Annotated in this window: 22 protein-coding genes; 12 read left to right on the top strand and 10 right to left on the bottom strand. The window is 71.8% G+C overall.

Annotated elements, in window-relative coordinates; all coding sequences use genetic code 11:
* Positions 1 to 122 precede the first annotated feature (122 nt).
* From ABZ693_RS30175 to rfbB, 9 genes are all read right to left on the bottom strand, one after another.
* Positions 123 to 1,679 (bottom strand): DUF6020 family protein, encoded by a 1,557-nt coding sequence (locus ABZ693_RS30175; RefSeq protein ID WP_359883770.1) that lies wholly within the window; start codon positions 1,677 to 1,679, stop codon positions 123 to 125.
* Entirely contained in the window at positions 1,676 to 5,260 is a 3,585-nt protein-coding gene (locus ABZ693_RS30170; RefSeq protein WP_359883769.1) for a bifunctional glycosyltransferase/CDP-glycerol:glycerophosphate glycerophosphotransferase, read from the bottom strand. The genes ABZ693_RS30175 and ABZ693_RS30170 overlap by 4 nt, the downstream gene beginning before the upstream one ends.
* Before the next feature lie 70 nt (positions 5,261 to 5,330).
* Entirely contained in the window at positions 5,331 to 7,571 is a 2,241-nt protein-coding gene (locus ABZ693_RS30165; protein WP_359883767.1) for a bifunctional glycosyltransferase/CDP-glycerol:glycerophosphate glycerophosphotransferase, read from the bottom strand.
* Positions 7,572 to 7,689: 118 nt separating this feature from the next.
* Complete coding sequence (locus ABZ693_RS30160) at positions 7,690 to 8,679, bottom strand: glycosyltransferase family 2 protein (RefSeq protein ID WP_359883764.1); 990 nt, start codon at positions 8,677 to 8,679, stop codon at positions 7,690 to 7,692.
* Entirely contained in the window at positions 8,676 to 9,413 is a 738-nt protein-coding gene (locus ABZ693_RS30155; RefSeq protein ID WP_359883761.1) for a glycosyltransferase family 2 protein, read from the bottom strand. The genes ABZ693_RS30160 and ABZ693_RS30155 overlap by 4 nt, the downstream gene beginning before the upstream one ends.
* On the bottom strand, positions 9,410 to 9,820 hold the full coding sequence (locus tag ABZ693_RS30150; RefSeq protein ID WP_359883759.1) for a DUF2304 domain-containing protein: 411 nt from the start codon (positions 9,818 to 9,820) through the stop codon (positions 9,410 to 9,412). Before ABZ693_RS30150 ends, ABZ693_RS30155 begins: the two co-directional genes overlap by 4 nt.
* Before the next feature lie 151 nt (positions 9,821 to 9,971).
* Positions 9,972 to 11,255, bottom strand: a complete 1,284-nt coding sequence (locus ABZ693_RS30145) for a polysaccharide biosynthesis protein (RefSeq protein ID WP_359883757.1) — start codon at positions 11,253 to 11,255, stop codon at positions 9,972 to 9,974.
* Positions 11,252 to 12,151: a dTDP-4-dehydrorhamnose reductase gene (rfbD, locus tag ABZ693_RS30140; RefSeq protein ID WP_359883754.1), complete on the bottom strand. Its 900-nt coding sequence runs from the start codon at positions 12,149 to 12,151 to the stop codon at positions 11,252 to 11,254. The genes ABZ693_RS30145 and rfbD overlap by 4 nt, the downstream gene beginning before the upstream one ends.
* Positions 12,148 to 13,134: a dTDP-glucose 4,6-dehydratase gene (gene rfbB / locus ABZ693_RS30135; RefSeq protein WP_359883751.1), complete on the bottom strand. Its 987-nt coding sequence runs from the start codon at positions 13,132 to 13,134 to the stop codon at positions 12,148 to 12,150. The genes rfbD and rfbB overlap by 4 nt, the downstream gene beginning before the upstream one ends.
* Before the next feature lie 252 nt (positions 13,135 to 13,386).
* On the opposite strand from rfbB, the gene rfbA reads away from it, so the two are divergent.
* The 8 genes from rfbA (at position 13,387) to ABZ693_RS30095 (ending at position 21,440) form a co-directional block, all read left to right on the top strand.
* The gene (gene rfbA, locus ABZ693_RS30130; RefSeq protein WP_359883748.1) at positions 13,387 to 14,256 is read left to right on the top strand and encodes a glucose-1-phosphate thymidylyltransferase RfbA; all 870 of its coding nucleotides are present in this window, start codon (positions 13,387 to 13,389) and stop codon (positions 14,254 to 14,256) included.
* Positions 14,257 to 14,354: 98 nt separating this feature from the next.
* A complete protein-coding gene (rfbC, locus tag ABZ693_RS30125) occupies positions 14,355 to 14,963 on the top strand; it encodes a dTDP-4-dehydrorhamnose 3,5-epimerase (protein ID WP_359883746.1) in 609 nt (202 codons plus the stop codon).
* 75 nt (positions 14,964 to 15,038) lie between these two features.
* Positions 15,039 to 16,028 carry a UDP-glucose 4-epimerase GalE gene (galE, locus tag ABZ693_RS30120; RefSeq protein WP_359883743.1) on the top strand — a complete coding sequence of 330 codons (990 nt, stop codon included), beginning with the start codon at positions 15,039 to 15,041 and terminating at the stop codon, positions 16,026 to 16,028.
* Between the two features lie 130 nt (positions 16,029 to 16,158).
* Positions 16,159 to 17,259 (top strand): glutamate 5-kinase, encoded by a 1,101-nt coding sequence (gene proB / locus ABZ693_RS30115; protein ID WP_359883776.1) that lies wholly within the window; start codon positions 16,159 to 16,161, stop codon positions 17,257 to 17,259.
* A gap of 278 nt (positions 17,260 to 17,537) precedes the next feature.
* Positions 17,538 to 18,041 (top strand): DUF8830 family protein, encoded by a 504-nt coding sequence (locus tag ABZ693_RS30110; RefSeq protein WP_359883742.1) that lies wholly within the window; start codon positions 17,538 to 17,540, stop codon positions 18,039 to 18,041.
* Positions 18,042 to 18,175: 134 nt separating this feature from the next.
* Positions 18,176 to 19,459: a glutamate-5-semialdehyde dehydrogenase gene (locus ABZ693_RS30105; RefSeq protein ID WP_359883740.1), complete on the top strand. Its 1,284-nt coding sequence runs from the start codon at positions 18,176 to 18,178 to the stop codon at positions 19,457 to 19,459.
* Positions 19,460 to 19,557: 98 nt separating this feature from the next.
* Entirely contained in the window at positions 19,558 to 20,139 is a 582-nt protein-coding gene (locus tag ABZ693_RS30100) for an SCO2584 family spore wall biosynthesis protein (protein ID WP_359883738.1), read from the top strand.
* 215 nt (positions 20,140 to 20,354) lie between these two features.
* Positions 20,355 to 21,440, top strand: coding sequence for an SCO2583 family membrane protein (locus ABZ693_RS30095; RefSeq protein ID WP_359883736.1), 1,086 nt, complete (start codon positions 20,355 to 20,357; stop codon positions 21,438 to 21,440).
* Here ABZ693_RS30095 and ABZ693_RS30090 read toward each other — a convergent pair.
* On the bottom strand, positions 21,425 to 22,618 hold the full coding sequence (locus tag ABZ693_RS30090) for a M48 family metallopeptidase (RefSeq protein ID WP_359883733.1): 1,194 nt from the start codon (positions 22,616 to 22,618) through the stop codon (positions 21,425 to 21,427). The two genes, ABZ693_RS30095 and ABZ693_RS30090, sit on opposite strands and share 16 nt — an antisense overlap.
* Positions 22,619 to 22,748: 130 nt before the next feature.
* On the opposite strand from ABZ693_RS30090, the gene ABZ693_RS30085 reads away from it, so the two are divergent.
* From ABZ693_RS30085 to ABZ693_RS30070, 4 genes are all read left to right on the top strand, one after another.
* Positions 22,749 to 23,063 carry a hypothetical protein gene (locus ABZ693_RS30085; protein ID WP_359883779.1) on the top strand — a complete coding sequence of 105 codons (315 nt, stop codon included), beginning with the start codon at positions 22,749 to 22,751 and terminating at the stop codon, positions 23,061 to 23,063.
* Positions 23,064 to 23,146: 83 nt separating this feature from the next.
* Entirely contained in the window at positions 23,147 to 23,311 is a 165-nt protein-coding gene (locus ABZ693_RS30080) for a hypothetical protein (RefSeq protein WP_359883732.1), read from the top strand.
* A 53-nt stretch (positions 23,312 to 23,364) separates the two neighbouring features.
* A complete protein-coding gene (gene nadD / locus ABZ693_RS30075; protein ID WP_359883729.1) occupies positions 23,365 to 23,985 on the top strand; it encodes a nicotinate-nucleotide adenylyltransferase in 621 nt (206 codons plus the stop codon).
* 31 nt (positions 23,986 to 24,016) lie between these two features.
* Positions 24,017 to 25,813, top strand: a complete 1,797-nt coding sequence (locus ABZ693_RS30070; RefSeq protein ID WP_359883726.1) for an LCP family protein — start codon at positions 24,017 to 24,019, stop codon at positions 25,811 to 25,813.
* The last annotated feature ends 10 nt before the right edge of the window (positions 25,814 to 25,823 follow it).

The following is a 25,823-nucleotide window of genomic DNA, read 5'->3' as shown; positions in this document are numbered from 1 at the left end:
CACGGTGCACGGCCGGACCCATGAGGAGACCTCGACCCTGTCGATCGCCTCTAAGGGCACGCCATACATCCTCAAGGCGGCCACGGGCCCGCACCCCTTTTCCGTTTTTCCGGCATCGCCGCTCAGCGCGCCGTCGCCGGGGCCTTCCAGTGCGGATCGTCCTTCGCCGGGTACTTCGGCTCCGTCAGGGACAGCTCCAGACGGGCCTTGCCGCCCGTGCGGCGGGCGAGCCGCGGGTGGGCGCCGAGCAGCGGCAGCGCGAGGATGCCCAGGAAGACCGGGGCGTACATGTAGCGGGCCAGCGGGGCAGGGTTCGCCGCGATGACCGTCAGCTGGAGCCCCAGCGGGATCGCCAGCATCGCCACCGGAGCCCAGTTGCGCAGCCGTCGCGCGAGGAGCAGCAGGACGGTGTACGCCGCGTAGCACCAGAACGCGCCGCGGACCAGCAGCCACTGGAGCTGCGGGGTGGTCGACGCCTCCCAGACGAAGGTGGCCGCGGTGTTCAGCGGGTCCGACAGCGGGCGCATCACCAGCACCGGGCGGTACTTGCTGTGCTTCATGGCGCTGTTCCAGTCGGCCCAGCCGTACAGGTTCTCCGAGATACGGGGGCGGCTGATCATCGTGTTGCCGGCCAGGTCCGCCGGGCCCGGGAACAGCGACCAGGCGATGTGCGAGCGGCACAGCCGGGCCGAGATCATCTGGTCGGGGCTCCGCCCCAGGACCCGGAACCACAGGTCGAGCAGCTGGTCGTTGTACTTCTCCGCGGCCCGCCGGTCCATCGGTTTCTGCATGGCCCAGTCGGCGTCGTAGCAGTTGGCCGCCCGGCCGCGCCAGTGGCTGAGCGGCGCGACCTTCCGCATCAGGTCCGTCTCGGCCTTCGAGAAGCTCTTCGGCTCCCGCCCGTACACCACCGCGATGTCCGCGTAGTTCATCGCGTACACCATGTCCTTCGTCGGCGTCTGCACGCCGATCGCCGGATAGACCACGGTGTTGAGCAGCGCCGCGATCGCCACCGGGACGACCGTGGCGAACAGCACCCAGCGGCGGATCAGCGGCAGCGTCAGCAGCAGGACGGGCAGCGCGAGCACCGCGACGAGCAGACCGTTGTTCCGGAACAGGCCCATGCACAGGAAGCCCAGGAACAGCATCGCGATCTCGCGCTGGAAGACCCGGTCCCGGACCTCCAGCGCGCCACGCAGCCGACGCGCGGCGAGTCGCCCCGCCGCGCCGAAGGCCAGGACCGCGCCGATCGCGAACGGCACGTCCTTCCAGACGAAGATCACGAAGCTCCCGATCGGCGGCAGCAGCGCGCAGGCCACCGCCGCCGAGAAACTCCACTTCCCCTTGACTCCGAACTGCCGGAGCGTCATCGCCACGTACGCCAGCGCCGAGGCCATGGCCACGGTCTGCAGGAACGTCAGCAGCGCGACGTCACCGGTGGTCTGCAGCGACAGCCACAGCAGGCCGTCGTACACCACCGAGTGATTCGACATCCAGTGACCGGTGGTCACGTGCCACACGTACGAGACCGAGTCGTAGCTCATCGCGCCCGGGTAGAACGCCGCCCACCAGAGCAGGAAGATCACCTGGGTGGCGGCGTACACGGCCAGTGGCAGCCGCCGCCGGGCCGGGACCCGTTCGAGGACCCGGCTCGGAGAGGGGAGGGAGGGGAACTTCAACGGTCCTCCGAAGGAGTGTCCTTGTCTTGTCCCGCCAGCTCCAGCATCCGCGTGATGACCCGCTTGGCGGCGTGGCCGTCGTCGAGGTCGCAGAAGACTTCCTTGAACTCGCGGTACGCGTCGGTGTAGCGGGCGCTGATCGCGTCGATGTCCCGCAGCGAGTCGAGGAGTTCGTCGGAGGTCTGGAGCAGCGGGCCGGGCGCGCGCTTCTCGAAGTCGAAGTAGAAACCGCGCAGCTGGTCGCGGTAGTACTCCAGGTCGTACGTGAAGAACAGCATCGGACGGCCGGTGTTCGCGAAGTCGAACATCAGCGACGAGTAGTCCGTGACCAGGACGTCGGTGATGAGGAACAGCTCCGCGATGTCCGGGTAGCTGGACACGTCGTAGACGAAGCCGTCGCCGGCGCCGGGCACGGCGTCCACGATGTTGGAGTGCTTGCGCACCAGCAGGACGTGGTCGTCGCCCAGCTGCTCCTTCGCCTTCTTGACGTCGACCCGCAGGTCGAACTTGTAGTTGCCGGCCTTGTAGAACTGGTCGTCACGCCAGGTCGGCGCGTACAGCACGACCTTCTTGCCCTCCGGCAGCCCGATCCGCTCGCGCACCGTACGCGCCAGGTCCTCCGTCTTGGCGGAGAGCAGCACGTCGTTGCGCGGGTAGCCGGACTCCAGCACCTCGCCGTCGTAGAGGAAGGCGCGCTTCATGATCGGGGTCGAGAAGCGGTTCGGAGAGATCATGAAGCTCCAGCTCGGAGTCTCCTGGGCGACCTTCTCCAGGTACTTGCGGTCGGCGAACTGCACGCTGTCGATGTCGTGGCCGATCCGCTTGAGCGGGGTGCCGTGCCAGGTCTGCACGATCACCTGGCCCTCGCGGCGGTTGATCCAGAACGGCAGGTGCGTGTTGGACACGATGTAGCGGCTGGTGCCGAGCGCCTTGTACCACTCGCGGCTCCAGCGGCGCACCATCCGGACGCCCTCGGGGATCTCGGCCCGCAGGTCCTCGACCACCCACACGTGCTCCAGCTGCGAGCCCTGGCGCTTCAGCTCCTCGTAGACCGCGCGCGGCGAGTCGGAGTACTGGCGGCCGGAGAACGACGCGTACAGCACCACGTCCTTGAGCGGGGCCTTTCGGGCCTGCTCGTAGACGGTGGAGCGCATCTCGCGCTGGCGGTACCAGCCCAGCTCCTCCGGGTTCAGGTTGCTCGCGGAGTCCACGAGCAGCCGGTCGTAGAAGCGGTGGGTCAGCGTGTAGTCGCGACCCCGCAGGTGGAAGGAGACCGGCAGGGTGGCGAGCGCCGACGGGACGACGCGGACCGGGACCTCGACGCGGCTGTCGACCGTCCGCACGAACAGGTACCAGCGGCCCGAGCGCAGCGGCACCTCGGCGAACCCGATCGGCACCGGCAGGAAGTCGGCGTGGAAGGTGCCGTTCTCGACGGTGACCGGGTGACGGTGCTCCTCGGCGTGCCGGCTGTGCCGCAGCACCAGCTCCAGCTCCTCGTCGGCGCCGTCGCCCGTAATGGGCAGCGCGCCGGTGAGGCTGATCCGGCCGTCGGTGGAGACGGTCGCCTCCGCGATCATGGGCTGGACGGGCTGGGTGCGCAGCACCAGACGGCCGGCGCCGTCGTTGGCGATGGTGATCGTACGGGTGCCCCAAGCGGCCGTCTCGGCGCCGTCGACCGGGTACTGGTGGCCCAGGTCGCCCTGGCGGTCGTGGACGGCGACGGCGAACGCCCGCCCGCCGACGACCAGCTCGGCGGTCCACTTGTCGGCGACGTCCAGGTCCTCCGTGTCGCGGCCCTCGATGTCGAGCGCGGCGAGCGGGACCCGGACGGAGAACTCGGCGACACCCGGCCGGGTGACCCGGTTGACCGGGAGCTCCAGGGCCGTCTCGGAGGTGGGGTGCGTCAGCCGTATCGCGAGCTGGGCACCGGCCGCGGCGGCCTCGTGGCCGAGCACGCCGGAGAGCTCGATCGCGCTGCCGTCGATCAGACGGTGGCCGGTCAGCTTGGCGCGGACCTTGTCGACCCGCAGGTAGAGGTGGGCGTCGGCGACGAACGGGACGATCCGGACGTCCTTCTCGATCCAGTGCTGGGCCGGGCTCTCGGCGTTGCCGCTCTCGCCGGCCTTCAGCCGGCTGCGGCGCACCACGCCGTCCTGGACGGTGGCGACGGTCATCCGCCACACGCCGTCGCGCCAGCCGGTCCGGCCCTTCAGCTTGGCCGGGTTGACATCGAGCGTGAAGCCCGACCAGTCGTAGCTGTGCAGCGCCTGGCCGGAGCCCTGGGTGGCCTTCAGCGCGCGGGTGCGGCTCGGGCGGACCAGGACGGTGCGCCGGCTGCCGGTCTCGCGCAGCATCAGCACGCGCATCGAGGGCGTCGGCGCGGGGGCCGCCAGGTTGCGGATGTAGGCGTGGCCCTCGACGTGCATCCGGCCGTTCTGCCACAGCACCTGCTCGGCGCGGGCACGGGCCGACAGCTCGGTGTCGACCCGCAGGACGTCGCGCGGGAGGTCGCCCTTGTCCTTGTCGAGGACCGGGTAGTCGGCGAAGTGGCGCAGGCCCTGCCGGGTGACCGGGATGGCGCGGCCGTTCTCCCGCTCGAAGGTCAGCAGCTCGCGCAGCTCCTCCAGGCGGCCTTCGGTGATCAGGTGGCACTTGATCCGCAGCGCGACGCCGAGCTCCTTGAACACGGCGGGGTCGACCCGGCTCAGGTAGTCGCGCGCGCCCTCCATGAACAGCGTGCGGAACTCGTCGTTGCCGTCCTCGAGCACGGCCATGAACATGGTGAGTTCGCTGCTGATGACGATCCGGTCGTACCAGCGCTTGTGTTCGTCGCGGTCGGCGCGCGGCATCGACGCGAGGAAGCGGCTCACCGAGTCGCAGGACTTGATGCGGTCGTGGACGTTCTTCGGCTCGGTACGGCGCTGCGTGATGGACGGCGCGCCGCCGGTGCGCTGGCGCCACAGGTAGATCGGGGCGCCGAGGACGTCGACGGCCGTGGCGAGGAAGTGCGACGGCAGGGTGACCGGGATGTCCTCGTAGAAGATGCCCGGGAACTGGAACTTGTGCTGCTCCCAGAAGGACCGGCGGTAGACCTTGTTCCAGGCCGTACGGTCGTGGACGAGCGCGTTGTCCCGCGTGATGTGGGTGCGCTCGCGGCTGTCGCGCAGTCGCTTCTCGTGCAGCGGGGAGATGGACACCTCGCCCGCCTTGAGCAGGTTCACGTTGCCGCTGACGAAGTCCGAGCCGGTCTTGTCGAGGCTGGCGATGCAGCGCTCGTACGCGTCCGGCAGCACGATGTCGTCACTGTCGACGAAGGTGAGGAACTCGGTGCCCTCGGTGAGGTGCTCCACACCGACGTTACGGGCCGGGCCGAGGCCCTTGTTCTCCTGGGCGACGACCCGGAAACGCTTGTCCTTCTTCTCCCAGCCACGTGCGATGGCGAGGCTGCCATCGGTCGAGCCGTCGTCGACGACGATCGTCTCCCAGTCGGTGAACGTCTGGTCGGCGATGGACTGGAGGCACTCGTCGAGGAAGAGCTCCACGTTGTAGACGGGGACGACTACTGACAGGCGGGGAGGCATGGGTACTGCGCCTTTCTTCAAGGTGTTCGTGCGTGGAACGGCGACGTACGGTTCGCCGGACACGGTAGCTCTAGCCGCGGGTGCGAGGTGTCGGGCGCTCCGGCGGGAGCGCGATCGGCGGTACATTCTCCTCGTCGAGGAAGACCTTCCGCACCACGCGCTCCGACGCGAAGCCGTCGTCGAACTCACAGAAGCGCCGACGGAACTCCGTACGGAGCTTCGTGGACTCGCTGTCGGACCAGCGGCCCGAGAGGAAGACGTCCAGAAGGTCGGTTTCGGTTTCCACCACATGACCGGGCGACTCGACGTGGATGTCGAAGTAGGTGCCGCGGGTCGCGCGGTAGACCTCCCAGTCGTTGGCGAAGATCACCATCGGCCGGTCGAGCAGCGCGTAGTCGAACATCAGCGACGAGTAGTCGGTGAGCAGGCAGTCGGCCGCGAGGAACAGCTCCTCCAGTGAGGGGTGCTTGCTGACGTCGACGATGCCGTGGGCCTCGCCGGCGGCGCTGCCGGCCGGGGCGTCCAGGTTGAAGTAGTGGGCCCGGGACAGCACCGTGTAGCCCTTGCCGAGCCGGGCCGCCAGGTGCTCCAGGTCGAGCAGCGGGGCCGGTACGCCCTGGTAGTCGCGGTGCGTCGGCGCGTACAGCACGACCGTCGCGTCCTTGGCGAGGCCGAGCTTCGCGCGGGCCGCGCGGCGGTCCTCCGCGGTCGCCCGGACGAGGACGTCGTTGCGCGGGTAGCCGTAGTCGAGCGAGCGGTACTCGGCCGGGTAGGCGCGGTCCCAGATGGCGGTGGTGAAGCTGTTGGAGGAGACGCTGTAGTCCCAGCGGTCCACCCGGCGCACCAGGGTCTTCATGTCGAGATCGCCCTGAGCTATGGGGAATTCGGTCAGGTCGACGCCCATCCGCTTGAGCGGGGTGCCGTGGTGCGTCTGCACATGGATCTGACCGGGGCGCTTGACCACCCGGGTGGGGAAGTTCACGTTGTTGACGAAGTACTTGCCGCGGGCCATCGCCCGCCAGAAGGCGAACGAGCCGGGGTGGACGACGTTCGTGCCGGGCGGCGGGGTGTTGCGTGAGCCGGGCTTGAGCACCCAGGTCGTCTTCACCTTCGGCGCCAGCTCCCGCAGCTTCTCGTGGATGGCGGCCGGGTTGCAGGAGTAGTCGGTGTTCCAGTACGCGGCGAAGACGGCCGTGTCGTTCTGCACCGGCAGCATCCGCTGCGCCCGGTAGTAGCCCTTCAGCACGACGGAGCGCACCGGCTTCTTCAGCCGGCGCGGGGCGGCCTTGACCTGGCGGGCGGTGCGGACCGCGCGCCGGGCGGCGCCGCGCAGCGGGGCGGGCAGCTTGGCGACGGCCTTGCGGGCGCCGGAGGCGGAGCGCCGGGCCGGGGCGGTGTGCCCGGCGGGCCGGTAGCGGTCCGCGTAGCTCTGGAGCGTCGCCTGGAACTCGGCGCGGGCTTCCTCGGGAAGCCGGCCGGGGGAGTTCTGCACCACCCGGAAGTGGGTGATCATGCGGTCGAAGAGGGGGCCGCGCCACTGGTCGAACTCGGGGTGCGCGTCGAGGAACGTGAAGACCCGCTCGTACTGCTCGAACACGTCGAAGTGCTTGCGGCTGGTGCTGTGCAGGATGCTGCCCTGGCGGCGCTGGCGATAGTGCACGCAGACCCGGGGGAGCACCGCGATCGACTCGGCGGCGACCAGCACGGGGTACGTCCAGGGGGTGTCCTCGTAGTAGCCGTGCGGGTACTCGAAGCCCCAGCGCTCCACGAAGTCGCGGCGGTAGGCCTTGTTCCAGGCGACCTGGAGGAGTTCGAGCAGGCCCGGGTTCGCGGCGAGGCCGACGGCGCCCTCGGGGCTGTCCGCGAGCACCTTGCGCTTGGCGTTCGGGGTGATCCGGCCGTCCCAGTGGGTGCGGGCGTAGTCGTAGACGAGCAGTTCCGGATCGCCGGTGTCGGTCAGGCGCTGGGCTATCGCGGCCAGCGCGCCCGGCAGCAGCGTGTCGTCGCTGTCCAGGAAGAGCAGGTACGTGCCCCGGGCGCGGGCCATGCCGGCGTTGCGGGCGCGGCCCAGGCCCACGTTCTCCTGGAGCTGGAGCGCCACGACCCGCGGGTCCGCCGCGGCGTACTCGTCCATGATCTCGCCGCAGGCGTCGGGCGAGGCGTCGTTGACCGCGATGACCTCGAAGTCGGTGAACGACTGGTTGAGGACGGTGTCGAGGCAGTCCCGCAGATACGCCTCGACCCCGTAGGCCGGGACGATGATGCTGAATCGCGGGGCGTCGGACCGTTCTGCTTCTTGCGTGGAAATCATGAAGGAGTGGCTTCCGGAGGGACGGACGGGGGACCAGGGGTGAACCAGAGGGGGCGAAGGCGGGCACCGGGGGAACCCGGGGGGGACGGCGGGAGCCGATCGGGTGGTGCCGGGCCGGTCAGCGGGCGGGCGTCAGGGCGTACCTCAACAGGCTGCGCACGGCGTCGGGCCGGCGCAGGCGCAGGGCCCCGGGCACCATCGTCAGCGCGTGCAGTCGCATCGACAGATGGCGCCGGGCGGCACGGGCGGCCCGGGGCCAGCCGTGCCGGTCGAGATCGCCGGCCACTTCATGGAAGAACCGTACGGCCTCGCCGAAGCGGGCGCCGGAGAGGGCCTCGGTCGAGGACAGACTTCCGGAGTGGCGGCGGTAGCGGAAGGCGGTCGCCGGCTCGACGACGAGCCGTCCGCCGCGCCGGATCAGCTCGATGATCAGCGCGAGGTCCTGGATGACGGACAGGTCCTCGCGGAAGTTGACCTCCTTGACGGCGTCGGCGCGCCAGACGATCGAGGGGAAGTACAGCCAGTTGCCGCCGAGCAGGTTCGCGGCCAGCGGCTCGCCGGAGAGCACCCGGCGGCGGCCGGTGTGCCGGGGCGCGTACAGCCGCCGCTTGACCTCGTCGCCGAGGGTGGTGGCGGGCCGGCCGTGCTCGTCGATGACCTCGACGCCCGGCTGGTAGAGCACCGCGCCGGGCACGGCCGCGACGGCGGCGCGCATCGTGGCGACGTAGGTCGGCAGCAGCAGGTCGTCGCTGCCCAGCATGGTGAAGTGGGCGGATTCGACGAGGTCGACGCATTTACGGAAATTGCCGGTGATGCCGAGGTTGCGGGCATTGCGCTGATAGCGCACCCGCGGGTCGCCGAGGGCGGCGAACCACTCGGGGACGCCGGGCTCCGTGCCGTCGTCGACGACGGTCAGCCGCCAGTCCGGGTCCGTCTGGGCGAGGACGCTGCGGACGGCGTCCTGCATCAGGGCGGTGTCGCCGTAGTGCGGCAGCATGATGTCAAGGGTGCCGAGGGTGCCGAGCGCGGCGGGGGTGCCGGTCGTGGCGGGCGCGCCGGACGGGCCGGTCGCGCCGGACGGGTCGGAAGCCTGCTGCACCGCGGTCACCGGCCCGTCTTCAGCCGGGCGCCGAGGGGCGAGCGGCGGCTGAGTGCCAGCAGCATGATCATGCCGATCCGGCCCAGGTAGAGCGTGGCCCGCCAGGGGGACTGGCTGGGGGTGCCGGTGGCCCGCGCGCGCATGGCCACGGGCACCTGCTCGACCCGGTAGCCGGCCCGGACCACCGCTATCGTCGACTCGACCGTGTCCCCGAGGTACTCCACCGGGTACCAGCGGGCGAAGACGTCGATGAGATCACGGTTGGCGGCGCGGAAGCCGGAGGTGACGTCGGTCAGCCGGGTTCGGGCCATCCGCGACAGCCAGAACGCCAGGACCAGCATCGCCCAGCGGCGCGGGCCGCGGGTCTCGTAGTCGCCGGTGCCGGCGAACCGCGCGCCCATCACCAGGTCCGCCCCCTGGCCGAGCCGGCCGATCAGCTCGGGGACGTGGCGCGGGTCGTGCTGGCCGTCGGCGTCGACCTGGACGGCGACGTCGTAGCCGCGTTCGCGCGCGTAGCGGTAGCCGGTCCGCATCGCGCCGCCCACGCCCAGGTTGTACGGAAGCCGCAGCACCGTCGCGCCGGCCGAGCCGGCCGCGGCGGACGTACCGTCCCGCGAGCCGTCGTCGACGACGAGGACATCGGCGCCGGGCAGCGTGGTGTGGACCTCCTTGACGACGTCGGCGACGCCCTCGGCCTCGTTCCACGCCGGCATGATGATCAGTACACGCTTGCCGTCGATCACTTGCGGCTCCTCCGTCCGGCGGGGCGCCCGCCGGAGTGCCCGGAGGCGCGGGGCGCGAGGGCCGTCGACTCGCCGAGCCGGCTGCGGAGTTCCTGGGTCTCGAGACGGAGCAGGGCGACTTCCTCCGAAAGGGTGCGGCCCCCCTCCTCCAGACGGCCCACCTCCCAGCTCAGCTGGAGGCAGACGACGAAGAGGAAGGCGACGCTCACGAAGAACAGCAGATTGACGCCGGAGACCACGCCCACGTGGTGGGCGGCCGAGTCCAGCAGGCTCGGGAAGAAACCGAGCGGGATGATCACCAGACCGGTGAACACCCAGAGGAACGCGTACTTCTCCTTGAGCTTGCGGCGGCGCAGCAGCTCCACGATGCACGCGACGAGGAACACTCCGGTGATCGAAGTCAGCATCCACAACTTCACGCCGGGCTCCGGTCTTTCGGTCGACTCATGGTGAAGGGGGCCTGTCTACTCTTCCACGGTGGGGGTGAAGGGCGCCGCAGGCTACACGACTGACCTGTGACCACTCTGAAGATGGTCACGGAGAGTGAAGGAATGAAGATCATTCCGATGAGTGCACCGCGCCGTAGCCTACACGAGCACGTATCACCAGCAGCATGACCACGACGACCGTCAAGGCCCCCAGCGCATAGGCGATCTCGACCCTCGGACGCAGCGGAAGGGGACTCAGAGTGACGACGAGAAGGACCCCCGTTCCGGTGATCCAGGCCAGCAGCTGCTGCCGCGCGGCGCCGCTCGTCAGCAGCGCCTGACCGAGCACCGTCGCCAGCAGGAACAGCGTCGTGCCGAGCCCCAGCCACCCGAAGTCCACCGGCCCGAGCACGTCCGGCGCGCCGAACAGCACCGGCAGCAGCATCGGTCCCAGCGTGGCCGTCACCAGCCCGAACGACAGGCCCAGACCGGCCGTGACCGAGCAGGCCCGCAGCAGCAGCCGCCGGTAGCCGGGCGTGTCGCCCTCGGCCCGCGCCGTCGAGAGCCCGGCGAGCAACGCCGCCTGGAAGGCGCCGAACACGAACACCGGGACACGGGCCACGACCAGTGCCGACAGCAGCGCGGCCACGAGCGCGCTGTCCTGTGACGCGATCAGCTTCGTACTGATGACCGCCACATTGACGAGCACCTGGGCGAGGAGCGTCGAGCCGACCAGCAGCCCCAGATGCTCGATGAGCTCCCCCCAGCCCGCCGGCGGCCCGGGCGCCGCCCCGCGCCGCACCGGCGCCAGCGTGGCCAGGACCGACACCAGCGGTGCCACCGTCATCACGGCGGCGAACGCGAACACCGACGTGACCCCGGCCAGCGCCAGGCCCACCGACAGCACGATGCGCAGCAGTCCGTCGAGGCCCAGCTGGAGCCCGTACGCCTCGAAGCGGCCGAGCCCGGCCAGCATCCCGCGGGTCAGATGGGCGCAGGCGAGGGCCGCGAAGGCACCGCCGAGAGCGATGAGCAGCGAGCGGTCGGAGTGGAAGAAGAGGCCGGCGATCGGGTCCGCGAACAGCACGAGCGGCAGCAGGACGGCCGCGAGCAGCCCGCCGGCCAGCGCCGCGCCGCGCCGCAGCACGGGCAGGGCGCCGTCGCCGGCCACCACACGGGCGGCCACCACCCGGGTGACCTCCTGTTCGATGGGGAAGAACAGGCCGAGCCCGAGGGAGGCGACGATCGTCCACAGGACGGAGAAGCTCGCCAGGTCGTCGACGGAGAGCGAGTGGCCCGCCGCCGCGAGATGGACGTAGTTGGCCCCGCCGAGCAGCGCCGTGCCGACGCCGACGAAGGCGGTGCCGCGCGGCAGGACCGTGGTGATACGGGTGAGGCGGTCGAGCAGGGTCACGCGCCGGGCCGTCCGCCGGGGGCCGCCGTGCCGGTCGTCATGGTGGGCAGCGCCTCGGCCAGCTGGTCGCGCCAGTGCGGCTGCGGCGCCACGCCCGCCTCGGCCCAGCGCTCGTGCGCGAGCACGCTGTACGCGGGCCGGCGCGCGGGCCGTACGAACGCCTCCGACGTGGTCGGACGCACCCGCTCCGGGTCCAGGCCGGTCAGCTCGAAGGCCGCCCGGGCCAGGTCGAACCAGGTCGCGGTGGCCGACGCGGTGCCGTGGTAGACGCCCGCCGGGGCCCGCCCGGCGACCGCGGCCTCGCCCAGCTCGTACAGCTGGCGGGCCAGCGCCCGGGTCCAGGTGGGCTGCCCGCGCTGGTCGTCGACCACGTCGACGGTCGCGTGCCGCTCGGCCAGGCCCAGCATGGTCGACACGAAGTTGCGGCCGTGGGCGCCGTACAGCCACGCCGTGCGCACCACGTACCCGCGCTCCGGCAGCAGATCCAGGACCGCCCGCTCGCCGGCGAGCTTGCCGCGGCCGTAGGCGTTGACCGGGGAGGTGGGGGCGTCGTGCGGGTACGGCGCGGTGGCGTCGCCCGGGAAGACGTAGTCGGTGGAGAGCTGGAGCAGGACCGCGCCGGACGCGGCGCAGGCCGCCGCGAGCGTGCGCGGGCCGTCGCCGTTGACCCGGGTGGCCGCGGCCTCCTCGGACTCGGCGCCGTCCACGTCGGTCCAGGCGGCGGTGTTGACGACCACGTCCCGGCCCGCGACCGCGGCGCGCACCGCGCCGGCGTCGGTGACGTCCAGCTCCCGGCGGCCCGGCGCGAGGACGTCGGCCCCGGCCTCGCCCAGTACCCCGGCGAGGTCGCGGCCCAGCATCCCGGCGCCGCCGGTGACCAGCCAGCGGGCCGTCATGCCAGCGCCGCCTTCGCCTTGAGCGGCTCCCACCAGGCGCGGTTGTCCCGGTACCACTGGACCGTGTCGGCGAGGCCCGCCGCGAAGGAGACGCGCGGCGCGTAGCCCAGCTCCTCCTGGATCTTGCCGATGGACAGCGAGTAGCGCAGGTCGTGGCCCTTGCGGTCCTCGACGTGCTCGACCATGTCCCAGCCGGCGCCGCAGGCGTCGAGCAGCAGCCCGGTCAGCTCCTTGTTGGTGACCTCGGTGCCGCCGCCGATGTGGTAGATCTCGCCGGCCCGGCCGTCGCGCAGCACCAGTTCGATGCCCCGGCAGTGGTCGGAGACGTGCAGCCAGTCGCGCACGTTCAGCCCTTCGCCGTACAGCGGCACCTTCTTGCCGTCCAGCAGGTTCGTGGTGAACAGCGGGATCATCTTCTCGGGGAAGTGGTACTGCCCGTAGTTGTTGGAGCAGCGGGTCACGACGACGTCCATGCCGTGCGTGCGGTGGTACGACAGGGCCAGCAGGTCCGAGCCGGCCTTCGAGGCGGAGTACGGGGAGTTCGGCGCGAGCGGCCAGTCCTCGGTCCACGAGCCCTCGGCGATCGAGCCGTACACCTCGTCGGTGGAGACGTGCACGAAGCGGCCGACGCCGTGCCGGCGGGCCGCGTCGAGCAGGGTCTGGGTGCCGAGGACGTTCGTCGTCACGAAGGGCGCGGAGTCCAGGATCGAGCGGTCCACATGCGACTCGGCGGCGAAGTGCACCACCGCGTCCTGGCCGCGCACGGCCTCGTCGACGGTGCCGGGGTCGCGGATGTCGCCCCGGACGAAGGTGTAGCCGGGCAGGTCCGCGACCGGGGCGAGGTTCGCCTCGTTGCCCGAGTAGGTGAGGTTGTCCAGGACGGTGACCCGGGCGTCCCGGCCCGAGGGCAGCTCTTCGGAGAGCAGCGCTCGTACGAACTGTGATCCGATGAATCCGGCGCCGCCGGTGACCAGAATCCTCATAAGGAGCCCCATCCTAGGGGTGTCCCGCCGGTGGGGAGGGGGAGCCGCGCGTACGGCACGGGGCCGCGGCGGCGTACCGGCGGCGTACCGGAACGGGTCGGGAGACGGGCGGGGGGAGACGGCGGGGAAACGGTCGCGAGGCGGTCCTGCGGGCGCCCCTGCGAACGACTGTGCGAACTGTCCGGAAAATGGCTTCGGTCCGGCTCGCGCGGGACTCGGCCGCGGCCCCGGCGCTGCCGTAGGCTGCCGGCCATGCGCGGAATTTTGCTGGCCGGCGGGACGGGATCGCGGTTGTGGCCGATCACCCGCGCGGTCTCCAAGCAGCTCATGCCGGTCTTCGACAAGCCGATGATCTACTACCCCCTGACCACCCTCGTGATGGCGGGCCTGCGCGAGATCCTCGTCATCACCGGACCCGAGGAACGCCCGCAGTTCGAACGCCTCCTCGGCGACGGATCGGCGTTCGGGCTCGACATCCGGTTCGCCACCCAGGACCACCCCAACGGCATCGCCGAGGCGTTCGTCATCGGCGAGGAGTTCATCGGGGACGGGCCGGTCGCCCTCATCCTCGGCGACAACATCTTCCACGGCGTCGGCCTCGGCCGGCAGCTCGCCCGCTTCCGGCGCCCCGAGGGCGGCGTGGTGTTCGCGCACGCCGTCTCGGACCCCAGCGCCTACGGGGTCGTCGACTTCGACGAGCACGGCCGCGCCCGCTCCATCGAGGAGAAGCCGGCCGCGCCGAAGTCCCGCTACGCGGTGCCCGGCCTCTACTTCTACGACAGCCGGGTCACCGGCATCGCCCGGGGCCTCAAGCCCAGCGAGCGCGGCGAGCTGGAGATCACCGACATCAACCGGTACTACCTGGAGCGCGGCGAGCTCCAGGTCTCGGTCCTCGACCGCGGCACGGTCTGGCTGGACACCGGCACCTTCCACTCCCTCGTCCAGGCGTCCGAGTACGTGCGCGTGGTCGAGGAACGGCAGGGCATGAAGATCGGCTGCCTCGAAGAGGCCGTCTGGCGGGCCGGGTTCATCGACGACACGCGGCTGCGCGAGCTCGCCGGGCCGCTGACCAAGAGCGGATACGGCGACTATCTGCTCGACCTGCTCGCGTACGAGGCCTGAGGCGCGGCCCGGCACGACCGGGCACCACGGAAGCAGTCGCGGCAGTCCACGTAGTCGCAGCAGCGCAGAGACAGAGAAAATAGGGAGCGGCACTATCCATGAAGGTCGACCCGCTCGGCATCGAGGGAGCCTGGGAGTTCGTCCCGCGGCAGCACGGGGACGCCCGCGGCCTGTTCCTGGAGTGGTACAAGGCGGAGGCGCTGACCGAGGCCGTCGGCCACCCGCTGGACCTGCGGCAGGCGAACATGTCCGTCTCCGCCGCCGGGGTCGTCCGCGGCGTCCACTTCGCCGACGTCCCGCCCAGCCAGGCGAAGTACGTGACCTGCGTCCGCGGCGCCGTGCTCGACGTCATCGTCGACGTCCGGGTCGGCTCGCCGACCTTCGGCCGCTGGGAGGGCGTCCGCCTCGACGACAAGGAGCGTCGCGCCGTCTACCTCTCCGAGGGCCTCGGCCACGGCTTCTGCGCGCTCACCGACGACGCGACCGTCATGTACCTCTGCTCGGAGGGGTACGCCCCGCAGCGCGAGCACGGCGTCCATCCGCTCGACCCGGAGATCGGCGTGGTCTGGCCGGCCGGGAGCTCGCCCGAGCTGTCCGCCAAGGACGCCGAGGCGCCGACCCTCGCCGAGGCGCGCGCGGCCGGGATCCTGCCGGTGTACGAGGAGTGCCGGGCCTTCCGCGCCTCGCTCGCGCGCGGCGAGGGCTGACAGGCGGCCGAGGGGCCGGTGCAAAGAGTTCCGACAGTTTCAGGCCGCCCCGTACATACGCGCTAGGCTGCCCGGATGACGTGGCTCATCACCGGCGGCGCCGGTTACATCGGCTCGCATGTCGTCAAGTCCATGACCGAGGCCGGGGAGCGGGTGGTCGTCCTGGACGACCTCTCCAGCGGCGACCCGGCCCGCGTCCCGGCGGGCGTACCGCTGGAGCGGGGGACCGTCCTCGACCGGCCCTTCCTCGACCGCGTGCTGCGCGACCACGGCGTCCGCGGCATCGTCCACCTCGCCGCGAAGAAGGCCGTCGGCGAGTCCGTCGAGCGTCCCCTCTTCTACTACCGCGAGAACGTCACCGGCCTCCAGGTCCTCCTGGAGGCGGCCGCCGAGGCCGGGGTGGCCGCCTTCCTCTTCTCCTCCTCCGCCTCCGTGTACGGGACGCCCGACACCGAGCTGGTCACCGAGGACACCCCGTGCGCCCCGCTCAGCCCGTACGGCGAGACGAAGGTCGCCGGCGAGTGGATGGTCCGCTCGGTGGGCCGCGCCCACGGCCTGGCCACCGCCTGCCTGCGCTACTTCAACGTGGCCGGCACCGCCGCCCCCGAACTGGCCGACACCGGGGTCTCCAACCTCGTCCCCATGGTCTTCCAGCGGCTCGACGCCGGTGAGCCGCCGCTGATCTTCGGCGACGACTACCCGACCCCCGACGGCACCTGCGTCCGCGACTACATCCACGTCGCCGACCTCGCCGACGCCCACCTCGCCACCGCCCGCCGGCTCGCCGCGGACGCGGCCGCCGGCACCCCGCGCGACCTCACCCTCAACATCGGCAGCGGCGAGGGCGTCTCCGTACGGGAGATGATCGACCTGGTCCGCGAGATCACCGGGCACACCGGCGAGCCCACCGTCGTCGCGCGCCGCCCCGGCGACCCGGCCCGGGTGGTCGCCTCGGCCGGACGGATCTCCGCCGAACTCGGCTGGACCGCCCGCCACGACGTCCGCGCCATGATCGGCTCGGCCTGGGACGCGCACACCGGGCGGTCCGTCCAGCCCGCGGAATAGCCGGGCGGCGGCCGGTCCGTCTCGCGTAGATTGCGTGCCGAGCGACAGCACGGCCCGCGGATCGGCGCGCGCCGGGCACGACGGCGAGCACGACGGCGAGGACCCGCAGGTGACAGTGGCTAGGCAGGACGTGACGGAAGCCCGCAGGATCGTCGTGAAGGTCGGCTCGTCCTCGCTGACCACCGCGTCGGGGGGCCTCGACGCCGACCGCGTGGACGCCCTCGTCGACGTCCTCGCCAAGGTCCGCAGCGGCGGCGAGAAGGAGATCGTGCTGGTCTCCTCCGGCGCGATCGCCGCCGGTCTCGCCCCGCTCGGCCTCACCCGCCGCCCCAGGGACCTCGCCCGCCAGCAGGCCGCCGCCAGCGTCGGCCAGGGCCTGCTCGTGGCCCGCTACACCGCCTCCTTCGCCCGTTACGGGGTCCGCGTCGGCCAGGTGCTCCTCACCAGCGACGACACCAGCCGCCGCGCCCACTACCGCAACGCCTACCGGACCCTCGACCAGCTGCTCGCCATGGGCGCGCTGCCGGTCGTCAACGAGAACGACACCGTCGCCACGGACGAGATCCGCTTCGGCGACAACGACCGCCTCGCCGCCCTCGTCGCCCACCTCGTCCGCGCCGACCTGCTGGTCCTCCTGTCCGACGTGGACGGCCTCTACGACGGCGACCCGGCCCGGCCGGACACCGCGCGCATCGCGGAGGTGCGCGGCCCCGCCGACATCGCCCACGTCGAGATCGGCGCGGCGGGCAAGGCGGGCGTCGGCACCGGCGGCATGGTCACCAAGGTCGAGGCCGCCCGGATCGCCGCCGCCGCGGGCGTCCCCGTCGTCCTCACCTCGGCCAGCCGGGCCGCCGACGCCCTCACGGGCCGGGACACCGGCACGTACTTCCACCGCACCGGCCGCCGCTCCGCCGACCGGCTGCTCTGGCTCGCCCATGCCTCCACGCCGCGCGGCGCGCTGGTCCTCGACGACGGGGCGGTACGGGCCGTGGTGGAGGGCAAGAAGTCGCTGCTCGCGGCCGGGATCGCCGCCGTCGAGGGCGAGTTCGCGGCCGGCGACCCGGTGGAGCTGCGGGACACCGTGGGGCACGCCGTCGCCCGCGGGCTCGTCAACTTCGACGCCCGTGAACTGCCGCGGCTGCTCGGCCGCTCCACCCGCGACCTGGCCCGGGAACTGGGCCCGGAGTACGAGCGTGAGGTCGTGCACCGTGACGACCTCGTCGTGATGTGAGTACGGGGTCCACGGCCCGTCCGGTCCGTACGATCCGGTCTCGTACGACGGGTGGTATGTGAACCGAAACGGCTGAAAGTCCGGTCATCCGGCAGGCACCTTTACCAAAACCGCCCCATCCGCCGCCCCGGGCTGGTCCACTTTGTGTCGGGGACAGGGGAGTACCGAGGGGGCGGGCAGCACGGACCCGCGCGCACGCGCGGCACCACGCAGCAGGCACCAGGCACCAAGGCAGCAGGCGACAAGCACGCAGCACAGGCATCACACAGGAGGCCGCCGTGAGACGAGCGCGCCCAGGGGCTCAGCCCCGCGGGACGGCCGAACGCGCCCTGACGAGTGTCGGGGCCGGAGCCGACTTCGACCGCGGGGACTCCGCCGGCGCCCGGCCGGGGGAGTCGTCCGGCAGGAGACCCGAGCAGACCCGCGAACCGGACCGGGAGGTGTCCCGGCTCTGGCACGTCACCCTGAGCGTCTCCGGCCGGGAGGCCCCGCTGACGGAGGTGCGCCGGGCCCTCGAACAGCTGGCCCACGACCACCCCTTCCTGCTGACCAGCCGCTATGCCACCGACCACGCCGAGATCCGCTACTGGGAGGAGGCCCGCGATCTGCACGACGCCGCGGCCGTCGCCCTGCGGCTGTGGGGCGAGCACCGGCAGAGCGCGCAGCTGCCGCCGTGGGAGATCGTCGGCCTGGAGGTCATCGACCGCGAGACCTACCACCAGCGGATCGCCGAGGGCTACGGCCCGCCGCCGGCCGCCCCGGTCGGTGTCCACCCGTACTGAGCGACGCGTACCGGCCCCGCCGGGCCGGCCGTACGCGAGCCGCCGTCCGCACGGATTTTCGGGGCCGTCTCGTCCTGCGGGACGGCGAGGCGAGACGTGAGGGATGTCCGCGGGGCTGCCAGTACCCTGCGGGCATGACCTCGCTCACGCCCCTCGACAACATGTCCCCGGTCGCCCAGGCCGCCTACCGGGCCCGTGCCGCGGCCGCCGAAATCGCGCCACTTCCGCGCGCGGCGAAGGACGACGCCCTGCTCGCCATGGCGGACGCCCTGGAGGTCCGTACGGCCGAGATCGTCGAGGCCAACGCCGAGGACATCGCCCGCGCCCGCGAGGCCGGGACCAGCGAGTCGGTCATCGACCGGCTCACCCTCACCCCCGAGCGGGTCCGGGCCATCGCCGCCGACGTCCGGCACGTGGCCGCCCTGCCCGACCCGGTCGGCGAGGTCGTGCGCGGCTCCACCCTCCCCAACGGCATCGACCTGCGCCAGGTCCGCGTCCCCCTCGGCGTCATCGGCATCATCTACGAGGCCCGGCCCAACGTCACCGTCGATGCCGCCGCCCTCTGCCTCAAGTCCGGCAACGCCGTCCTGCTGCGCGGCTCGTCCTCCGCGTACGCCTCCAACAGCGCCCTCGTCCGGGTGCTGCGCGACGCCGTCGGCGGCGCCGGACTGCCCGCCGACTCCGTCCAGCTCGTCCCCGGCGAGTCCCGCGACTCCGTCCGCGAACTGATGCGCGCCCGCGGTCTCGTCGACGTGCTCATCCCGCGCGGCGGCGCCTCCCTGATCCGCACCGTCGTCGAGGAGTCCACCGTCCCGGTCATCGAGACCGGCACCGGCAACTGCCACGTCTACGTGGACGCCGAGGCCGACCTCGGCATGGCCGTCGCCATCCTGGTCAACTCCAAGGCCCACCGGGTCAGCGTCTGCAACGCCGCCGAGACCCTCCTCGTCCACCAGGACATCGCCGACGCCTTCCTGCCGCGCGCGCTGGACGCCCTGGCCGAGGCCGGGGTCACCGTCCACGCCGACGAGCGGGTCCTCGCCCGCGCCGAGGGCACCAAGGCCACCGTCGTCCCGGCCACCCCCGAGGACTGGGAGACCGAGTACCTCTCCTACGACATCGCCGCGGCCGTCGTCGACTCCCTCGACAAGGCCGTCGAGCACATCCGGTTCTGGAGCTCCGGCCACACCGAGGCCATCGTCACCACCTCCCAGGCCGCCGCCCGCCGCTTCACCCAGCTGGTCGACTCGACCACGGTCGCCGTGAACGCCTCCACCCGCTTCACGGACGGCGGACAGTTCGGCTTCGGCGCCGAGATCGGCATCTCCACCCAGAAGCTGCACGCCCGGGGCCCCATGGGCCTTCCGGAACTCACCTCCACCAAGTACATCGTCACCGGCGACGGTCACATCCGGTGACCGGAATCCGCTGAGGCACCCCGGGCGGCCCCGGACGAGGGCAGGGACGGTTTGCGCACTCCCTGCCCAAATCGCCCTCCCGGGGCTACTCTGAATCCGTGCCGGACGACGTGGGGGGAAGGCCGTTTTCGGACGGCGGGGACCCCGATGACTCTGTCGACCGCGGCGGCGCCGACGAGGAATTCGCCACCGTGGTCTTCGACGAGGACTTCGTACGGGCCGCCGCCTTCCACGAGCCCACCGCCGTCGAACGGCTGCTCGCCGCCGCGCAGGCCCGCGCCGAGGCGGAGTCCGAGGCCGCCCGCGCCCGGGCCCGCGCCGGTCCCGACGATCCCTACGAGGACGGCTACGACCCGCGGCTTCGCCCCGGCCACGACCCGGACACCGCCGCCGAGGGCCCCGACCCCTACGGCCCGGACGGCGGCGCCCTGCGCCCCTACCGCGGCAGCGCCCGCTGGCACCGCCCGGTCGCCTGGGTGCTCGCCCTCGTGATGGGCGTCGGCATGGTCGCCCTCGCCTTCAGCGCCGTCTACCGGGGCGCCTCCCAGAACCGGCAGGACCGCATCCGGCCGCCGGCCACCACCGGCGTCGACAAACCGCGCGTCGTCCCCACCATGGGCACCGCCCCCGCCGCGCCGCCGGCGCCGGCCCAGGTCCCGGCCGCTTCCGTCACCCCCTGATACACGGCCGCCCCGGTGGGTACGAACACCTCGAAGTCCCCGCCTGTCCGGGCGCTCACCTCCCAGCCGTGTCGCCGGTCGCGAGACCGGCCTACCCTGAAGTGGTGACCCCTCCCTCATGCGAGGGCTTCTCACCCGTCCGCGCGAGCGGACCCGTGACGGACAGGACCTGTCCGACGTCGTCGACGTGAGGTGAACGCGAAAGCGGAGGTGCTGTGACAGGCCGTGGACAACCGCCGGAGGTCCCGCCCCCGGAGCCGCCCGGCGGTGGTGAGGACGAGTACCGATCCGTCGTCTTCGACGAGGCGTTCATCCGCGCTGCCCGCCTCCAGGAGTTCTCCGCCCAGGAACGCATGGGCGAACACGCCCAGGCCGTCCGCCCCCGCCCCGGCCGGGGTGGCCGCCGCACCGGGGCCCGGCAGGCCCTGCTGCTTGTCCTCCTCGTCCTCCTCGCCTTCGGCACCGCCGTCTACCTTGGCGTCCGCAACCCGTACCAGATCCCGCAGGTCCAGCCCACCGAACCGCTGCGCAGCACGGTCGTCCGGCTCGTCCCCGAGGGACCGGTCCCCGGCGGCCCGGCCGCCGGGCTCTTCGCGCACAGCCCCGCCGCCGCCTACCGCACCGGCGCGGCCGGCATCGTCCTGCCGCCCGCCGCCGCGACCACCAGCTTCTCGGAAGGCCAGGTCAGGGCGGCCCTCGGCATCGCCAAGGACTACCTGGTCGCCTCCTCCCTCGACCCCGGCGTCCTGGCCGGGCGGACCGTCGGCCCGGCCAGGACGCTGCTCGACCCCGACCAGCAGCCGCAGTTCGACCGGAGCGTCGGCGGCACGTCCCGCGACGACGGACGGCACGCCGTCTCCGGTTGGCTGGTCCGCTTCGACCCCCACCAGGCCGTCCTCGCCGACCCCGCCGTCCGGGTCCAGGGCGCCGTCCACTACGCGGAGGTCGCGGGCGACCAGCTGGAGGTCACCTCGGACCACACCTTCACCTACGCGGTCCGCCCCGCCGCCTCCGGCAAGGCCCCGGCCGACCGGGCCTCGCTGTACACGGTCCACCGTGAACTGCGCTTCCGCTTCGACCGCCAGGACCTCCAGACGCACCGGACCGAACTGCTGATCAGCACCGTCGAGGCCGGCCCGCAGTCCTGCGACACCGACACCAGCGGCGCCCTGCGTCCGCTGCTCGCGGGGGAGCGGGCCGACCGTACGCATCCGGCCGTGACCGACCCGTACACCACCGGTCAGCCCGCTCCCTCCGCGCTCTGCGGGGTGCTCGCCCCGAAGGCTCAGCCCTCGCCCTGACCCGGCGCCCGGTCCTTGCCCTCTCCGGCCTTGTCGCCGGCGTCACCGGCGTCACCGGCGTCACCGGCGTCACCGGCGTTGCCGTCCGGAGCCTGTGGGGCGCTCGGGTCGCCCGTCTTGGCCTCCGTACCGGATCCGGCTCCCGCGCCGCCGCCGAACCGGCCGAACAGCTTCCCGCCCAGGTCGCCCGCGAGGTCCCCGGCGCCGCCGGCTATGTCGGAGACCAGCTTCATCAGCGGATCCTTGCTGGTGCGCACCGACTCCGCGTAGTGCCGCCCCGACTCGCGGAACGAGTCGGTCACCGACGTGTCCTTGTCCTCCGTGCGCTTCGGGTAGTGCCCGTCCATGAGCCGCTGGAAGTCGCGGGTCTCGGACCACTTCTTCAGCTCGGACGCCCGGACCGTGGTGAACGGGTGCGAGCGCGGCAGCACGTTGAGGATCTTCAGGACGGAGTCCCGCAGATCGCCGCCCTTCTCGTACTCGTCGGCCTGGGCGAGGAACGCGTCCACGTTCATCTCGTGCAGGTGGTTGCCACCCGCGATCTTCATCAGGCCGCGCATCGACGCCTGGAGGTCCTGTCCCACCAGCAGCCCCGCCCGGTCGGCGGACAGCTCCGACTTGCGGAACCACTCGCGCAGTGCGGTGACGATCGCCGTGATCGCCACCGTCCCCAGCGGGATCCAGGCGACCTTCAGCGCCAGGTTGGTGAGGAAGAGCAGGACCGTCCGGTACACGGCGTGGCCGGAGAGCGCGTGACCCACCTCGTGGCCGACGACCGCGCGCATCTCCTCCTCGTCGAGCAGCTCCACCAGCCCGGTGGTGACCACGATGATCGGCTCGTCGAGGCCGATGCACATCGCGTTCGGCTTCGGGTCCTGCGTCACGTACATCGGCGGGACCTTCTCCAGGTCCAGGATGTAACAGGCGTCCCGCAGCATGTCGTTGAGGTGGGAGAACTGGGCGTCGCTCACCCGCACGGAGTCCGACAGGAACAGCAGTCTCAGACTGCGCTCCGGCAGCAGCCCGCTCAGCGCCTTGAACACGGTGTCGAAACCGCTCAGCTTGCGCAGCGCGACCAGCGCCGAGCGGTCCGCCGGGTGCTCGTAGGCCCGCGAGGAGATGTCCGGGAAGCGCGTGCGCCGCCGCCCCGGCAGCTTCTCTCCATTGGTCTCGGTCATGGATGCCCCCTGTTCGTACGAGTCGTCATGCTCGTCCCCCTGACGCGCCCCAGCCTAGGCGAGAGAGCTACCGTGTGCCGGAGCCTGTGGATAACTCGGGCACAGTGGACAATCGAGGAGCACGACCGCCATGACGGACCCCGTCACCACCGCCGTCCCCGCCCTGCTCGCCGCCGCCTCGACGCAGGGACCGGGCAACACCCTCCGGATCGTCCTGCTGGTCTCGATGGTCGGCGGCGCGCTGCTCGCCTGGTTCCTGCTGCGCGGCTACCGCCAGGGCGGTGACGACGCCGAGGCCGACACCCCTGCCACCCCTGCCACCACGGCCACCCCTGCCACCACGGCCGCCCGGACGGCCGCGCCGGCATCCTCCGACACCTCCGGCACCCCCGCCGAGGCCCCCGCGACCCGCACCGGAAACGGCCCCACCGACGCCAACGCCTGAGTCGGCGTGAGCACGCCGCGACGTCCCGCATACGATGTGCGCGAAGTCTCCGCTCCCATCCCCGATCGAAGGTCATTCAGAAGATGAGCCTCCACGCCACCGCCGCCAATCTGGTCACGCTTGCGAACGAGGGTGCCGAGCACGGCGGCAACCACGAAAGCCTCAGCCCGTTCGTCACGGGTGGCGGCGCCCTGCTCGCGCTCCTTCTGCTGCTCTGGATCACGACCCGCTTCAACCGCGACCGCTGAGCCGCGAGGCCGCTGATCCGGCACCCGGCGCCGTGCCAGTAGGCTCTGCACGCATGGGAGAGCAGGAAGTGCCTACTGGCCGTCGCGGCAAGCGCCGACTCGGTGTGATGGGCGGGACGTTCGATCCGATCCATCACGGACACCTGGTGGCCGCCAGCGAGGTGGCCGCCCTGTTCCACCTCGACGAGGTGATGTTCGTGCCGACCGGGCAGCCGTGGCAGAAGAGCCACAAGGCGGTCTCGCCGGCCGAGGACCGCTACCTGATGACGGTCATCGCCACCGCCTCCAACCCGCAGTTCTCCGTCAGCCGCATCGACATCGACCGCGGCGGGCCGACGTACACCATCGACACCCTGCGGGACCTGCGCTCCCTCAACAGCGACGCGGACCTCTTTTTCATCACCGGCGCCGACGCGCTGTCCCAGATCCTGACCTGGCGCGACGCCGAGGAACTGTTCAGCCTGGCGCACTTCATCGGCGTCACCCGACCGGGTCACGACCTCACCGACGACGGACTGCCCAAGGGCGGGGTGTCGCTGGTGGAGGTCCCCGCACTCGCCATCTCCTCCACCGACTGCCGGGCCAGGGTGGCACAAGGCGACCCGGTCTGGTACTTGGTGCCGGACGGTGTGGTGCGCTACATCGACAAGCGCCAGTTGTACCGCGGCGAGTAAGCCTCCGAGCGAGCCTCGGGGAGGGGCACCGTTGAACGATCAGCAGAACCCGTACGACCCGTACTACCCACAGCAGCCGCGCATCATCGGCTACGACGCGTACGGACAGCCGGTCTACGAGCAGGTCGCGCAGCAGTATGACGACCCGTACGCCGCACAGCAGCCCCCGGCCGCCCCGCAGCAGCAGTACGCCCAGGACCCGTCCCAGGGCCAGGGATACGCCCAGGACTACGGCTACGGCGCCTACGGGCAGCAGCCGCAGACCCCGTCGTACCCGGAGCAGCAGGCACCGGCGCAGCCGCAGTACGACGCGTACGGGCAGCAGCCCGCGTACGACTACCAGCAGCATCAGCAGTCCCAGCAACACCAGCAGTCCCAGCAACACCAGGCGTACGACACGGGCAACCAGTGGGCCGTGCAGACCGAGACGGCCCCCGCGCCGGCGGTCCCACCCCAGGCGCCCGCGCACGCCCCACCGTCGCAGGCGCCCGACCCCGAGCCCGAACCGCCGCTGTCCGCGGCCGTGCCCGGGCAGCGTCCGTCGCCCGAGGACGACGAGCCCCGCGCGTACCAGACCGCGCAGTTCGCGTTCATCGAGGAGCCCGACGAGGACTCCGAGGACGTCATCGACTGGCTCAAGTTCACCGAGAGCCGGTCCGAGCGGCGCGAGGAGGCCCGCCGCCGCGGCCGGCACCGCGTCGTCGCCCTCGCCGTCGTCCTCGCGCTCGCCGTCGTCGGCGGCGTCGGCTGGCTCTGGTCGGCCGGCATGCTCCCCGGCACGTCGGACGGCGACGCGCAGCAGCAGAACACCGCCACGGGCCCGCAGAAGCGCGACACGATCGTGGTCCACCTGCACGACACCAAGGGCGGCGGCACCTCCACCGCCCTCCTCGTGGACAACACGACCACCCGTCAGGGCACCACCGTCCTGCTCCCGAACTCGCTCGCCGTCGCCACCGACGAAGGCACCACCACCACCCTCGCCAAGTCCGTCGAGGACGACGGCTCCAGCAGCACCCGCGAGTCCGTCGGCAACCTCCTCGGCGCGAAGATCACCGGCACCTGGCGGCTCGACACGCCGTACCTGGAGAACCTCGTCGAGCTGGTGAGCAACATCGACATCACCACCGACACCGACGTGCCCGGCGCCAAGGGCGCCGAGCCGCTGGTCAAGAAGGGCGAGAACCAGACCCTCAACGGCCGCGCCGCCGTCGCCTACGCCACCTACCGGGCGTCCGGCGAGCCCGAGGCCAAGCAGCTGGAGCGCTTCGGCCAGGTCATGTACGGGGTGCTGCGGAAGATCTCCGACGACCCCAAGGCCGCCACGATCACCGTCGAGACGCTGGCCCAGATCCTCGACCCGTCCCTGCCGGAGAAGGACCTCGGGGCCTCGCTCGCCAAGCTCGCCGAGCATGCCAAGACCGGCGCGTACAAGACGGAGCTGCTGCCCGTCGAGAGCGACGGCTCGCTCGCCGGGGACACCGGCGCGTCCATGGTCGAGAAGGTCCTCGGCGGCAAGGTCAGCGCGCCCGAGCAGGGCGCGGCCACCCGGGTCGCGGTCCGCGACGCCAGCGGCAAGGGCGCCACCGAGCCGGCCCGTGTGGTCCTGATCAACGGCGGTTACGCGGTGGTCGGCGGCACCAAGACCGATGTCCGGGCCACGTCCCAGGTCGTGTACGCCGACGACGCGCAGAAGGCCGCCGCGGGCGAGGTCGCCAAGACCCTCGGGCTGCCGGCCGGATCCGTCACCAAGGGCAAGGCCACCGGAAACGCCGATGTCACCGTGGTGCTCGGCCAGGACTACAAGATCCCGGGAGCCAAGGACTGACCGTTCGATA

This window comes from Streptomyces laurentii (assembly GCF_040635425.1).
GTDB lineage: Bacteria > Actinomycetota > Actinomycetes > Streptomycetales > Streptomycetaceae > Streptomyces > Streptomyces laurentii.
This window is presented reverse-complemented; position numbering and strand designations above follow the sequence as displayed.